The sequence below is a fragment of the Halorubrum sp. CBA1229 genome (assembly GCF_003721435.2).
Taxonomy (GTDB): domain Archaea; phylum Halobacteriota; class Halobacteria; order Halobacteriales; family Haloferacaceae; genus Halorubrum.
The window spans coordinates 852473-865163 of sequence record NZ_CP054585.1; the positions used below are offsets into that span (position 1 = coordinate 852473).

General features: G+C 71.8%; 14 protein-coding genes. 6 read left to right on the forward strand and 8 right to left on the reverse strand.

From position 1 onward, the window contains the following. Nucleotides 1-491: 491 nt before the first annotated feature. Nucleotides 492-1472 (forward strand): TIGR00269 family protein, encoded by a 981-nt coding sequence (locus Hrr1229_RS04255; RefSeq protein WP_123114038.1) that lies wholly within the window; start codon nucleotides 492-494, stop codon nucleotides 1470-1472. Here the strand turns inward: Hrr1229_RS04255 and Hrr1229_RS04260 are convergent, their stop codons facing one another. From Hrr1229_RS04260 to Hrr1229_RS04275, 4 genes are all read right to left on the reverse strand, one after another. Continuing rightward, a complete protein-coding gene (locus Hrr1229_RS04260) occupies nucleotides 1473-2609 on the reverse strand; it encodes a hypothetical protein (protein ID WP_255212556.1) in 1137 nt (378 codons plus the stop codon). Continuing rightward, entirely contained in the window at nucleotides 2606-3688 is a 1083-nt protein-coding gene (locus tag Hrr1229_RS04265; RefSeq protein ID WP_123114037.1) for a glycosyltransferase family 4 protein, read from the reverse strand. The genes Hrr1229_RS04260 and Hrr1229_RS04265 overlap by 4 nt, the downstream gene beginning before the upstream one ends. Then, on the reverse strand, nucleotides 3685-4062 hold the full coding sequence (locus Hrr1229_RS04270) for a 6-carboxytetrahydropterin synthase (RefSeq protein ID WP_123114036.1): 378 nt from the start codon (nucleotides 4060-4062) through the stop codon (nucleotides 3685-3687). The genes Hrr1229_RS04265 and Hrr1229_RS04270 overlap by 4 nt, the downstream gene beginning before the upstream one ends. A 103-nt stretch (nucleotides 4063-4165) precedes the next feature. Further along, the gene (locus Hrr1229_RS04275; RefSeq protein WP_123114923.1) at nucleotides 4166-5041 is read right to left on the reverse strand and encodes a hypothetical protein; all 876 of its coding nucleotides are present in this window, start codon (nucleotides 5039-5041) and stop codon (nucleotides 4166-4168) included. A 122-nt stretch (nucleotides 5042-5163) separates the two neighbouring features. Between Hrr1229_RS04275 and Hrr1229_RS04280 the strand changes: the two genes are divergently transcribed. The 4 genes from Hrr1229_RS04280 to Hrr1229_RS04295 all read left to right on the forward strand — a co-directional run bounded on the left by Hrr1229_RS04280 (nucleotide 5164) and on the right by Hrr1229_RS04295 (nucleotide 8603). Beyond that, nucleotides 5164-7137 (forward strand): aldo/keto reductase, encoded by a 1974-nt coding sequence (locus tag Hrr1229_RS04280; protein ID WP_123114035.1) that lies wholly within the window; start codon nucleotides 5164-5166, stop codon nucleotides 7135-7137. 81 nt (nucleotides 7138-7218) lie between these two features. Then, entirely contained in the window at nucleotides 7219-7605 is a 387-nt protein-coding gene (locus tag Hrr1229_RS04285; RefSeq protein WP_123114034.1) for a hypothetical protein, read from the forward strand. Nucleotides 7606-7607: 2 nt separating this feature from the next. Then, entirely contained in the window at nucleotides 7608-7832 is a 225-nt protein-coding gene (locus tag Hrr1229_RS04290; RefSeq protein ID WP_123114033.1) for a hypothetical protein, read from the forward strand. Beyond that, nucleotides 7833-8603, forward strand: a complete 771-nt coding sequence (locus tag Hrr1229_RS04295) for a CDP-alcohol phosphatidyltransferase family protein (RefSeq protein ID WP_123114032.1) — start codon at nucleotides 7833-7835, stop codon at nucleotides 8601-8603. Between the two features lie 25 nt (nucleotides 8604-8628). Here Hrr1229_RS04295 and Hrr1229_RS04300 read toward each other — a convergent pair whose 3' ends face one another. From Hrr1229_RS04300 to Hrr1229_RS04315, 4 genes are all read right to left on the reverse strand, one after another. Then, nucleotides 8629-9669, reverse strand: a complete 1041-nt coding sequence (locus Hrr1229_RS04300) for a zinc-binding alcohol dehydrogenase (RefSeq protein WP_123114031.1) — start codon at nucleotides 9667-9669, stop codon at nucleotides 8629-8631. Nucleotides 9670-9855: 186 nt separating this feature from the next. Beyond that, nucleotides 9856-11073 (reverse strand): cell division protein FtsZ, encoded by a 1218-nt coding sequence (gene ftsZ / locus Hrr1229_RS04305; RefSeq protein WP_123114030.1) that lies wholly within the window; start codon nucleotides 11071-11073, stop codon nucleotides 9856-9858. Between the two features lie 4 nt (nucleotides 11074-11077). Continuing rightward, the gene (locus Hrr1229_RS04310; protein ID WP_004595187.1) at nucleotides 11078-11257 is read right to left on the reverse strand and encodes a ribbon-helix-helix domain-containing protein; all 180 of its coding nucleotides are present in this window, start codon (nucleotides 11255-11257) and stop codon (nucleotides 11078-11080) included. 214 nt (nucleotides 11258-11471) lie between these two features. Next, complete coding sequence (locus tag Hrr1229_RS04315) at nucleotides 11472-12071, reverse strand: zinc ribbon domain-containing protein (RefSeq protein ID WP_123114029.1); 600 nt, start codon at nucleotides 12069-12071, stop codon at nucleotides 11472-11474. A 180-nt stretch (nucleotides 12072-12251) separates the two neighbouring features. Here Hrr1229_RS04315 and Hrr1229_RS04320 point away from each other — a divergent pair, with 180 nt between their 5' ends. Further along, a complete protein-coding gene (locus Hrr1229_RS04320) occupies nucleotides 12252-12674 on the forward strand; it encodes a bZIP transcription factor (RefSeq protein WP_123114028.1) in 423 nt (140 codons plus the stop codon). Nucleotides 12675-12691: the final 17 nt, after the last annotated feature.

Sequence of the window (12691 nt, forward strand, 5' to 3'; positions counted from 1 at the left end):
GGGAGTCGGTCGTCCGGAGCAGCGCGGAGGACGACCGACGAGGCTGGGGAGGTATGAGGTGCGGTCCCGCGAGCAACGCGAGCGGGAGCACGGAAGTCGCAGCCCGCGCAGCGAACGCAGTGAGCGAGCAGGAACGTCTTCCGGCGGTGGCTGTCCGGGGCGGGACTCGAAGGGGCAGTCGCGAGGACTGCGCAGGCGACGCAAGCACTGGAGGGAGCGAGCGGCGCGAGCGACCGAAGCGCGCAGCGAGCGTGCGCAGTCCTCGCGACTGGGGCTTCGGAGGCGTTCGCCGTCGATCCAGTATCACTCATTTATAAGCAAGCGACTGGGGCTTCGGAGGCGTTCGCCGTCGATCCAGTATCACTCATTTATAAGTAAGCGACTGGGGCTTCTGAAGCGCTTCCGTCGGTCTCGCTTCCATCCGATCCCGCCCCCGCTCTCACGTAGGCGGCCCGAAACGGGTATCAGCGCGCGTCCGCAACCCGACACCGATGGAGTGCGACAAGTGCGGGGCCGACGCCGTCCACCACGCCGCCTACTCCGGGGCGCATCTCTGCGGCCACCACCTCCGCCGGTCGGTCGAGAAGCGCGTGAAGCGCCGGATCCGCGAGGACTCCCTCCTCGATCCGGAGGCGACGCCCGAGGATCCCGACCGCTGGGTGATCGGCCTCTCGGGCGGGAAGGACAGCGTCGCGCTGACCCGGATCTTAGACGACGTGTTCGGCGAGGACCCCCGCGTCGAGATGCTCGCCTTGACGATCCACGAGGGGATCGAGGGGTACCGCGACGAGAGCATCGACGCCACGATCGAGCTGGCCGAGGAGCTCTCGCTGCGCCACGAGGTCGTCTCCTACAAGGAGGAGTTCGACGTGCGGATGGACGACGTCGTCGAGGACGACCCCGAGAACATGGCCGCCTGCGCGTACTGCGGCGTGTTCCGCCGCGACCTGCTCGAGGAGTACGCCGCCGAGTTCGACGCCGACAAGCTGCTCACCGGCCACAACCTCGACGACGAGGCCCAGACGGCGATGATGAACTTCCTCGAGGGCGACGTCCGCCAGGTGGCGAAGCATTTCGACGCCTCGCTCGGTCCCTTCGACGAGCGCGAGGAGACCGACGCGTTCGTCCCGCGCGCCAAGCCCCTCCGCGACGTGCCCGAGAAGGAGATCGCCCTCTACTGTCACGTCCGCGACCTCCCGACACATATGGCCGAGTGTCCCCACTCCTCGGAGGCGTACCGCGGCGAGATCCAGTCGACGATCCACGAGCTAGAGGAGAACCACCCCGGCGCCCGCCACTCGATCATGGCCGGCTACGAGGAGCTCTCCGCGCTCGCCGCCGAGGCGTACCGCGAGGGGGGCGACGCCGCCGACGACTCGCCCGACCTCGGCGAGTGCGAGCGCTGCGGCTCGAAGACGAGCCGCGACGTCTGCCGGAAGTGCCGGCTGCTCGACTCGATCGAGGCGGCCTGATCAGGCCGAAGAGGCGCGCTCCCGCTCCGGATCGACCCGGCCGAGCAGGTCGAGCTGGTGGGTGAGGTAGACGAGCTCGCCGGCGTCGACCTGTCGCCGCCGGCTATCGAGCCAGTCGTCGAGCGCCGCGGTCGGGTCGACGTCCGAGTTCTCCGGATTTCCACCGTCGTCCTCCGAATTCATCCCGCCGTCCTCCGGCGACTCCCCGACGCTCCCGTCGATCACCTCGCCGACCGCCGCCTCCACGGTGCCGAGGATGTGCCGGAGGAAGAACGCCTCGTCGTCGGGATAGCGGGAGTCGGGAGCGGACCGCCGGTCCCGCCCCTCGACCGGCCGGACCACCCAGTCCGAGCCGGCGACGCCGAGGAGCGACGCCCTCTCGATCTCGCGGAGCCGCTCGACGGCGTCGCCGCCGGCGCGGCTGCTCCCCCCGGGCTTGGCGTCCATGTGCGCGTGGTAGCGGCGCTCGATCGCCCGGTCGGCCGGGTGCGACGGGCGGAAGCGCGTCCCGCCGTCGAACGTGATCGGGAAGTAGTACGTTCCGCCGGGCGCGAGCGCGTCGAGGAGGCTCCCGAGCCCGTCGAGGTCGAGCACGTCGAGCAGCGCCATCCCGATCAGGGCGTCCCACTCGCTCGCGCGCTCCGCCGCGTACGCGACCGCGTCGGCGGCGACCGGCTCGACCCGAACCGTGCGCGCGTCGGTCTCGACGACGAGCGCGTCGCCGTCGGCGCTCCCGTCAGCGTCGGAGACGACGATCGACCCCTCGCGGTCGGCCGCCCACGCTCGCAGAAACGGCTCGAGCCCGGCGAGCGTCCCGGCGTCGCGGTCGACGGCGACGTACCGCGTCTCGCCCGGCGGAAGCACGTCCCAGTCGATCAACCGGGCGATCATCGTCCCGATCCCGGCCCCGACCTCGAGGACGCGGAGCGGTTCCTCGCTCGCCGCGGCGCCGTCGGCGAGTCGCTCGCGGAAGATCCCGAGGAGCCGCCGGTCGAGCGCCCGGTCGTCGACGGCCCGCTTCGCCCGGAGGTAGCGCCGGAAAGCGAGGGTATCGTCGGCGAGAGCGTCGTCGCCGAGGGCGCCGTCGCCGGGAGCACCGTCGCCATCGACCCGGGACCGGTCCCCGTCCCCCGTCACGTCGCCACCTCCGGCTCGACCGCGTCGGACGCGCCCGCCACGTCGGCGAGAAGCCGGCGGACGCGGGCCGTGGATTCGTCCCAGCTCGGGTGGCGCTCGTACCGTCGTCTGGCGGCGCGACCCATCTCGGCGAGCCGGTCGGGATCGGCCGCGAACCCCTCGAGCGCGCGGGCGACGGCGTCGGGGTCGTCCGGGTCGACGAGGACGCCCGTCTCGCCGTCCGCGACCGTCTCCGCCGCGCCGCCAGCCCGGGAGGCGACGGCCGGCAGGCCGAAGCTCATCCCCTCCAAGTAGACGATTCCGAACCCCTCGTACCGCGAGGGGACCGCGAGGACGTGGCTCTCGCGGAGCGTGTCGCCCAGGTCGGCGTCCGACAGCCGACCGGCGAAGCGCACGCGGTCGCCGAGCCCCCGCTCTCGGACCAGTCGCCGAACATCCGCGACGTGGCCCTCGTCGACCGCTCGGCCGACCACGGTGAGCTCGACGGCGGCCTCGGCGCGGGCCACCCCCTCGACGAGCGTGTCCAGCCCCTTTCGCGGGGCGATGTTCCCGACGAACGCGACCCGGAGGGGGCGCTCGTCCGCCCGTTCCCCGATTGCGGCGTCGTCGATGGCAGGGTCGAACCGGTCGCCGGCGGGCGGGGCGACGACGGTGGCGTCGGGGTCGACGCCGAGGGCGGTGACGGCGTCGCGGGTCGCCGCGCTGTTGCAGACGACGCCGTCGACGGTGGCGAGGTACCGGCGCTCGACGGCGCGGTACAGCGGCGAGAGGCGGCGCGGCTCGCTCGCGCGCAGGTGGTGGACGACGCTCACGATCGGGTACGGCAGGTCGCGGTTGGCGAGGACCAGCGAGGGGTGCGCGAGCTCGTCTTGGAGCATCACGTCGACGTCGACGCGGAGGCGGTCCCTGATGGTCGGGCTGGCGTTGTCGAGGAGCCCGTGCGGGTACGCCCGCCACGGGAGCTCGACGACCTCGACGCTGTCGCCGGCCCGACGGAGCCCCTCGACGAGCTTCCGGTCGTAGCGGAACCCCCCCGACCGCTCGTCGAGGCTCCCGTACAGCGCGAGGCCGACCCTCATACCGGCGCGTCGTACGTCGCGGCGGCCGCGTCGTCCTCCCAGACCGTCACGGCCAGCTCGGTCACGGTGTCGTCGGTCACCGCGTCGGTCACGCGCTCGAAGACCACCCGGGCGAAGCGCTCGACGCTCGGGTTGCGCCCCTCGAACTCGGGGAGGTCGTTGAGCAGCTCGTCGCGGTAGCGGTCGGCGAGGTCGGCGAGCGCCCCCTCGGCGTCGTCGATGTCGACGAGGTAGTCGTACTGGTTCAGCTCCGGGCCGCGGAAGGTCAGCTCCACCTCGAAGTGGTGGGAGTGCGGCACGCCCTCCGGCCCGGGGTCGGGGACCGTGAGGTAGTGCTGGGCCACGAAGTCCGTCAGCACCGTCGTCGCGTACATGTAACCGATCCACGGGCGCGACCCACCTAAATCCGGAGGGCGGCGGAAGGGCGCTCGGCACGCCGAGGTTTTATAAGTAGAGGCGAGCGGAGGCGACGACCGTTTATAAATATCCGAGCGCGCGCAGCCGGTCCCGGTCCGTCTCGCCCTCGCCGCCGTGGACCCGCGACACGGGTAGCGGTTCGGGGGGTTCGAGCGTCGGGTCGCGCGTCCCGCGGTCGACGCCCGTCGCCTCCGCCCACGGGACCGCGAGCAGCGCGGGAACGGGCGTGTGCATCGGGTGCCCGTACAGCCCCCACTCGCCGAAGCAGTTGCCGTGGTCGGCCGTGATCGCGACCCGGCCGTCGACGTTGTCGACGAGCGTCGCGACCTCGCCGAGGACGTGCCGGAGGTTCGCCTCGTAGGCGTCCCAGACGCGCTCGGCCGAGACCTCGCCGCGCCGGAGCATGACCCACGGGTTCCCCTCGTTGCTGTGGCTCCCGGTCCGGGCCAGCCCGTCGTCGCCGTCGAGGGGGTCCGGGACGAACGGGTGGTGCGGCTGCATGTAGTGGACGACGAGCCGGTCGGGGTCGCGCTCGCGGGCGAGGGCCACGGCCCGGTCGGTGACCGCCGCCGCCGGCACGGTGCCGGTGTCGTCGTCCCACGCGTACTTCCACACCTCGTCGAGCGCGGCGAACGCGTCGGCGTCGAGGTAGCGGTCGGTCCACGTGTTGCCCGTGACCATCGCCGTCCGCGCCGTCTCCGGGCGATCCCCGAAAGTGTTCTCCAGCCACTCCGAGGACGAGCTGCCGACCGACCGGACCGTCTCGACCTCGCCGAGGAAGCCGAAGTCGGGCGCGACCGAGCGGAACAGGTCGGCCCGACAGGCGTCGAGGACGACGAGCACGTCCCACTCGCGGTCGAAGGCGTTCGTCCCGTAGTCGAGCCGCCGGCCGACCGCCTGCAGCCCGCGCAGGTAGGCGGTCCCGAGGCGGCTCATGCCCGGCTCTCTCACGACCGTGCGTTGGCGCGAGGCGACAAAACCGCTCCGGCGGGAGAGAACGCGAACCCCTCGACGGCCACCGCCGGGACACCTATACGTCTCGCCCCCACGGTACGACCGTGAACTGTCTGTTCGTCGGGGCGGGGTCGATCGCGCCGGAGTACGCCGCCGGGCTGTCCGGGAGTTCGCTGTCGCTCGCCGGCGTCGTCGACCTCGACGAGGAGCGCGCCGCGTCGCTCGCCGCGGACCACAGCTGCCCGTCGTTCACCGACCTGGAGACGGCGCTGGAGCGCGTCGACGCGCCGCTCGTCGTGAACCTGACGAGCCACGCCGCCCACGCGCCGGTGACACGGACCGCGCTCGAGGCCGACCGCCACGTCTACTCGCAGAAGCCGCTCGCGCTCGACGCCGCCGAGGCCGGAGACCTCGTCGCGCTCGCCCGCGACCGCGGCCTCGCGCTCGGCTGTGCGCCCGGGACGCCGCGGGCGCCCTCCCAGCGCCGCGCGGGCCGGCTCCTCGCCGACGGCCGGCTCGGCCCGGTGGGGCTGGGGTACGCGCACGCCCACGTCGGCCGCGTGACCGACTGGCACGACCGCCCGGACTCGTTCCTCGAGATCGGCCCGCTGTACGACGGGGCGGTGTACCCGCTCGCGCTGCTGGTGTCGTGGTTCGGGCCCGTCGACCGCGTCCGGGTCGCCGACGCCCTCGACGTTTGGCCCGAGCGGGAGGAGCGCCGGCCGTCGACGCCGAGCCACGTCGAGGCGACGCTGGCGTTCGCGGCGGGCCCGACCGTCAGGCTGACCGCCAGCTTCTACGCGCCCCACCGGAGCCGGGAGTTCTACGGACTGGAGCTCCACGGCGACGACGGCTCGCTGTACCTGAAGGGGACCGGCGCGATGGACGACGACCGCGACGCCGTCCGGTTCGGGCGCGTCGGCCGGGAGTACGTGAGCGCGCCCCCGGCCTCGCCCGAGGGCCCCTACGAGTACGTCGACGCGGTCGAGCGCCTCGCCGCGTCGGTCGAGGCGGGCTCGCCGTCCCGGGCCGGCGGCCGGCGAGGCGCCCACGTCGTCGCCGTCTGCAACGCGATCGAGGCGGCCGCCGAGGGGGGCGGCCCCGTCGCCGTCGACGACCACGGAGCGACCGCCGACCCGCCGGCGGCGCCGGTCGTCAGGCCGGAGGCGACCACACCCGACGGATCGGGCGCCGCCGCGATCCGCCTCCCCGCGGTCGGCTTCGGCTGCTCGCGCTACCGCGACGGGGAGTACGTCGAGCGCGCCGACTCGATCGCGACCGCGCTCGACGCCGGCTACCGCCTCCTCGACTCCGCCGAGCTGTACGGCAACGAGCACCGGATCGGGGAGCTGCTCGCCGCGCCGGGCGCGCCGGACCGCGAGCGCGTGTTCCTCCTCGGGAAGGCGTGGCGCACCAACCACCGCCGCGAGAACCTGCTCGCCGCCTGCGCGGGCAGCCGCGAGGAGCTGGGGATCGACGCGTTCGACTGCTACGCGCTCCACTGGCCCTCGGCGCTCGAACACCGCGGGGAGCTGACCCGGCTCGCCGAGAAGCCGGTCGAGCGGCAGGAGGCGCTCACCTTCCCCGAGGGCGCGGACGGCGAGCCCGCGACCGCCGACGTGTCGCTCGCGACGGCGTGGGAGAACCTGGAGGCGGTCCACGACAGGGGGTGGGCCCGGACGCTCGGGATCTGTAACGTCTCGCGGGCGCAACTGGAGGCGGTGCTGGAGGCTGGCGAGGTCGACCCGGCCCTGGTGCAGGTGGAGCGACACCCGTACCACCCCCGGAACGGGCTCGTCGAGTTCTGTCACGAGCGCGGGATCCGAGTCGTCGCGCACTCGCCGCTGTCGGCGCCCGGGCTCCTCGACGAGCCCGTCCTCGGCGAGATCGCCGCCGACCGCGGGCTCTCGCCGGCCGAGGTCGTCGTCGCGTGGAACGCCTCCCGGGGGGTCGTCCCCATCCCGTCCAGCACGAGCGAGCCGCACGTCGTCGCGAACCTGGCCGCCGGGAGCGTGCGACTGACCGCCGACGAGATCGCCCGGATCGACGCCCTGCGCGACCCCGACTTCGAGCGGTAAGGCGACCTAACCGGACCCTAACTGACCCGACCCCGCCGGTTCGGGCGGTATTCCTATGTGACAGAAGTCCGTGTGTGTGATATGGCAACGACCGAATCACAGGGGTCCGCGATAGACATCGGCTCGCTGAACGGCCTCCACTGGGTAGGCATCGTCGCCGCGTTGATCACCGCCGCCGTCCACCTCCGTCTCGGCCTCGGCGGACTCCCGTTGCCGCTGCGGGTCAGCTTCCTCCTCGCCGGACTCGGCTTCCTCGGCGCGGTCGCGCTCGTGTTGCTCGACTACCGTCGGCGCACGGTGTACGCCGTCGGGATCCCCTTCACGCTCGTCCAAATCGTCCTGTGGTACGTCCTCAACTTCGCGGGAGGCGGGAAGTCGTTCCCGGCCGACGTCGGGACGCTCGGCGCCGTCGACAAAGTCGCGCAGGTCGTGCTGATAGCCGTCTTGGTCGCCCTGTTGCGCCGATAGCCGTGCCGGTCCGGAAGCGCCGACCGCGACGCGATCACCGGGGCGCAGTCATCGACGTGACTGCCGGCATCGCGGTCGCCGGGGCGGCCGCCGGCACCGCAGTCATCAAGGCGACCGCCGAGGCCGCGGTCACCGAAGCGCCCGTAAACGCGGCCGTTCGAGGCGTAAACGCGGCCAGCGGGGACGTAAACGCCGCCGGGGCGAACGCGGCGGCGGGTGAGGCGTAGATGGCCGAGACCCGCCGGCGGCGCTCCGTCCGCGTCGGGGTCGGTCTCGGGCTCCCGCTCCTCGCCGCGATCGCGCTCGCCGCCCTCCTGTCGCGGCTGTTTCCGGCGGACGTGACGGGCCGGTGGGGGGTCTCGCCCGCCGTCGTCGCCGGCGTCTGCTGGGCCGGACAGCTCTGGTACGTCGGCTACGGGCTCGATCCTAAGGGGCTGACCGACGGGTTCTGGCGGCGGCTGTTCGGGCTCGCGAACGCGGTCACGCTCGTACGGGGGGCGCTGTACGCGGTCGTCGCCGGGTTCGTCGTCGTGCCCCCGGAGACACCGCTCGCGTGGGTGCCCGCGCTGTGTTACGGGACGGGCGTCGCCCTCGACAACCTCGACGGGACCGTCGCCAGGACTGTCGGCCGGGAGACGGAGGTCGGCCGGCGGCTCGACATGGCGTTCGACACGTTCGGGTTCGTCGCCGCGCCGCTGGTGGCGGTGCTGTGGGGGCTGCTCCCGGTCTGGTACCTCTCGATCTCCGCCGCGCGGTACGTCTTCCGCGGGGCCGTGTGGCTGCGGCGCGCCCGCGGGCTCCCCGTCGGCGACCTCCCCGACAGCGACCTCGGGAAGTACCTCGCGGGCGTGCAGATGGGCTTCGTGACGGTCGCGCTCGTCCCGCCCGCGCCGACGGAGCTCGTGTGGACTATCGCGCCCGTCGTCCTCGCGCCGTCGCTGGCGGTGTTTACGCGGGACTACCTCGCCGTCAGCGGACGGCTCCCGGGTCACCGCTGACCGGTCAGACGTCACCGGCCCGCCGTCACGAGTACTCCAAAATGACTTGCACCGCCTCGTCGGATCCCGAATCGAGCAGCTCGTACGCCTCCGGCGCGCGCTCGAACGGGATCCGGTGGGTGATCAGCTCGTCGGCGGGGATCCCGTCGAGCCGGTCGAGCGCCGCGTCCATGCGCCGATCGCGGTCCCAGCGCCCGCGGAGCTCCGGGCTGATCGTCGACACCTGACTGGAGACGATGTCGATGCGGTCGCGGTGGAACCGCCCGCCGAGGTCGATCGGCGCGCGCTTGGTCCCGTACCACGAGCCGACGACGATCCGCGCGTCGTAGCCGACGGCCCCGATCGCGTCGTCGAGCGCGCTCGGCTGGCCGGACAGCTCGATCGCGAGGTCGGCGCCGTCGGCGGGGAGGGTCGCGTCTGCGAGGCCCGAACCGGCGGAGTCGGCGGAGTCGGCGGCGCCGACTTCGGCCGGCGTCGTCGTCCGGTCGGCGCCGAGCGCAGCGGCGAGGTCCCGACGGCGTTCGATCGGGTCGACGACGACCAGCGACTCCAGCGGGAAATCGGCCAGCAGGCGAGTGACGCAGAGCCCGATCACCCCGGCGCCGAACACCACGACCCGCTCTCCGAGCCGCGGCGCGGCGTCGAGGACGACGTTCGTCGCGGTCTCGACCGAGGGGAGCAGCGACCCGGCGGCCGGGGTCGTCCCCGACGGGAGCGCGACCACCGAGTCGGGCGTCGCACGGAAGCTCGTCTGGTGGGGGACGAACGAGAACACCGACCGGCCGACCCAGTCCGGGTCGACGTCGGCGCCGGCCGCGCGGACGACGCCGCTCGCGGCGTAGCCGTACCGGAGGGGGTACGAGAGGTCGCCGTCGAGCGCGTCGAGCGCCTCGTCGGCCGGGAGGTCGTCCGGGGTCTGATCGCGGTACACGAGCAGCTCCGTCCCGGCGCTTATCGCCGAGGCGCGGGTGTCGACGAGCAGCTCGTCGGCGTCGGGCTCGCCGACGGTCGCCGCTCGGACCTCGACGGTCTCGGGGCCCGTGAAGTAGAGCGCGGCGTCGGTCATCGCGCGTCGCGTCCGGCTCGGCCGCGGGCGACGACCGCGCGGCGCCGCGGACCTCGGATCGGCTGGTGGCGTGACACGTACCGTCCCACGGACCCTGCGATGTTAAGTCCTCGCGCGGTCGGGCAAAGCGACGTCGGGTCGGCAGAAAAAACGGAACCGAACGGCCGCGTCGGCTTCGAGCTCGTCTTAGCGGATGACGTCGAGGCCGTTGTTCTTCTCGACGGGCTCGGTGCCGCCGTCAGACTCCCAGGCGCCCTGATCGGCGCCGCCGGAGGCCGTCGCGCCGGCGGTGCCGTTCGTCTCGGCGGCGCGCGAGCGGGAGTCGCCGAGGTCGTCGGCGTCGACCGCGGCGCGAGACTTGTCGGCCTGCTTCTGCGTCGAGGGGCCGAGCACCTGCGCGCTCTGGACGCCCGTCATGATCGCCATGACGCGGACCTTCCCCTTGTACTCGTCCTGGATGCGGGCGCCCCAGATGACGTTGGCGCTCGCCTCCAGCCGCTCGGTGATGTTGTTCGCGATCCCCTCGGCCTCCTTCAGCGTGAGGTCCGGACCGCCCGTGATGTGGACGAGCCCGCCGGAGGCCCCGCGGTAGTCGACGTCCAGGAGCGGGTGGTTCATCGCGTCGTTGACCACCTCTTGGGTCTTGTTCTTGTCCTGGGTCTCGCCGACGAGCATGACGGCCACGCCGCCCTGGTTCATGATGGTGGACATGTCGGCGTAGTCCAGGTTGATGAGGCTCGGCTGGGTGATCGTCTCGGAGATCCCCTTCACCGTCTCCGCGATGATCTGGTCCATCACGGAGAACGCCTTCCCGATCGGCAGGTTCGGCACGTAGTCGAGCAGCCGGTTGTTGTCGAGGACGATGATCGAGTCGGCCTCGTTGCGGAGGGTCTCCAGGCCCTCCTCGGCCTTCACGGTGCGGGCGCGCTCGACGTTGAACGGCGTCGAGACCATCCCGACGACGATGGCGCCCTGCTCCTTGGCGATCTTCGAGACGACCGGCGCCGCGCCGGTCCCGGTGCCGCCGCCCATCCCGGCGGTGACGAAGACGAGGTCGGCGTCGCCGAGCACCTCCTTGATCGTGCCCTGGGCCATCTCGGTGGCGCGCTCGCCCATCTTGGGGTCGCCGCCGGCGCCGAGCCCCTGCGTGAGCGACTTGCCCACGAGGATCTTGGTGTCGGCTTCGACCATCTTGAGGTGCTGTTTGTCCGTGTTGATCGCGACGGTGTCGGCGCCGTCGACGCCGATGTTGTACAGCCGGTTGATCGTGTTGTTCCCGGCGCCGCCGGCGCCGACGATGACGATTCGGGGGTCCCCGAACTCGTCGTCGTCCATGTCGACGGAGTCCATGTCGCGCTTCTCCGCTTCCGCGTTGTCGAGGGCGTCCTGAACGAGATCTTGCATCAGTTTACACCTTCGCCCAGTTGCGGTTGCGGCCGCGCTCGTCGCGCTCGCCGTCCTGTTCGTTCAACATGTCGCGGACGGCCGACCGGATCGCCTCGCTCCGGTTCGGGAACTCGCCCGTCTCGACCATCTGTTCGACCTCGTCTATCTGCTGTTTCGGGATTCGTAGTGTCACACGCTCCATTGGTATTCCCCCGGTAAGACGGCGAACACGCGACGCGTGTGTCTTACAGCGACGGGTCGCCCGTCGGCGGGGTCATCCCCGCCGCGGACGGCCGCTGTAAGACGACCGTCTTACGCAATTCAAATCACCGAGGCTATCATTATAAAACTACCGGCGGTTGTAAGACAGCCACCGAACCGGGCGAATACACCGTCCAGAACGCCGCTATCTATTGTTAACGATCGTTTAGCACGTCCGCAGCCGGAGTTCGGCGGCCGCAGCCGGGGCAGAACGCCCAGTCGGTCCGCAGCTCGTCGCCGCACTCGCAGAACGCCCTGTGGGACTGCTTTTCTCCGCAATTCGGGCAGTACACGTGGTCAGCGGGGACGTTTTCTCCGCATCCTCCGCAGGCGTTTTCGCCCTTAGTGACGTTCGGCGGCGTCTTACGCGCCTCCGTCTCGGCGTCCGTCGTCGTCTCACGTGTCACACGCGCGTCGTCGGCGTCGGCGTCAGAAGCGTCGAGCGAGACGTTCACGTTGATCTCGGCCGGGTTTCCGCGCGCATACGCCGCGTCGGACGGCCCCGACCGTCCGCCGAGGCGATCGTCTAACGCGGCGTCGAGTCGGTCGGCGATGAGGTCGTCGACGCGGTCGGCCAGCGCGGCGTCGACCGTCTCGGCGGCGGCCGAGTCCGCGTCGGCGGCGGCGGCCGACTCGGCCTCCGCGTCGTCGAGGTAGGTCCGGAGCGCCTCCCGCATCACCTCGCTCTTGGAGGCGTCACACGCTTCCAGCCGCTCGACGAGATCGTCGTCGGCCCGGAAGGTGATCTTGCTCATACGGACGCCATATCGGCCGCACTACAAGTATCTTCCCCACGATATCGGACGATAGCGGCACGACGTTTCAGCCCTCGGAAACGTGTGCGCCGAGCCGCCGCCCTCGGCGAATATCATGCGACATGGTCACACATGTGTCTGACGCAGATTTATACGGCCCGCGTGGGCATACGTGTGTATATGAGTAACCGCGTCGAGGACCTCGAACGACAGGTCGCGGAGCTGCAGGCGGCGGTCAACGGGCTCACGGAGGAGCTGGTCGAAATGAAGGAACGCGTCCGACAGGTCGAGGACGCCCAGGAGGTGTCCGTACGGGCGGACGCCGCGGGCGACGAGGCGCGGGACACCGCCGAGCCGGACGAGGAGCCGGCCGAGGCGACCGAGTCGGCCGGGGGCGAGACGCGGACCCACTCCGACGACCACGTCGAGGTCGTCGAGCGGACGGGCGACGGGAACGCGGGCGCCGACGACGGGAGCGCCGAGACCGAGGGCGACGACATGGTCGTTCCCGAGCAGGAGGCGACGACGCCGGACGCCGAGGCCGGCGAGTCGGAGGCAGAGAGCGACGACGAGGAGTCGGACAGCGACATCATCGTCGCGTAATCCGCCTCCACATCCCC

Excerpts from the sequence above, each read along its gene's own strand:
- Hrr1229_RS04255 (WP_123114038.1), top strand. The coding sequence starts at position 492 with ATGGAGTGCGACAAGTGCGGGGCCGACGCCGTCCACCACGCCGCCTAC.
- Hrr1229_RS04265 (WP_123114037.1), bottom strand. The coding sequence starts at position 3,688 with ATGAGGGTCGGCCTCGCGCTGTACGGGAGCCTCGACGAGCGGTCGGGG.
- Hrr1229_RS04270 (WP_123114036.1), bottom strand. The coding sequence starts at position 4,062 with ATGTACGCGACGACGGTGCTGACGGACTTCGTGGCCCAGCACTACCTC.
- Hrr1229_RS04275 (WP_123114923.1), bottom strand. The coding sequence starts at position 5,041 with ATGAGCCGCCTCGGGACCGCCTACCTGCGCGGGCTGCAGGCGGTCGGC.
- Hrr1229_RS04285 (WP_123114034.1), top strand. The coding sequence starts at position 7,219 with ATGGCAACGACCGAATCACAGGGGTCCGCGATAGACATCGGCTCGCTG.
- Hrr1229_RS04295 (WP_123114032.1), top strand. The coding sequence starts at position 7,833 with ATGGCCGAGACCCGCCGGCGGCGCTCCGTCCGCGTCGGGGTCGGTCTC.
- Hrr1229_RS04300 (WP_123114031.1), bottom strand. The coding sequence starts at position 9,669 with ATGACCGACGCCGCGCTCTACTTCACGGGCCCCGAGACCGTCGAGGTC.
- ftsZ (WP_123114030.1), bottom strand. The coding sequence starts at position 11,073 with ATGCAAGATCTCGTTCAGGACGCCCTCGACAACGCGGAAGCGGAGAAG.
- Hrr1229_RS04310 (WP_004595187.1), bottom strand. The coding sequence starts at position 11,257 with ATGGAGCGTGTGACACTACGAATCCCGAAACAGCAGATAGACGAGGTC.
- Hrr1229_RS04315 (WP_123114029.1), bottom strand. The coding sequence starts at position 12,071 with ATGAGCAAGATCACCTTCCGGGCCGACGACGATCTCGTCGAGCGGCTG.
- Hrr1229_RS04320 (WP_123114028.1), top strand. The coding sequence starts at position 12,252 with ATGAGTAACCGCGTCGAGGACCTCGAACGACAGGTCGCGGAGCTGCAG.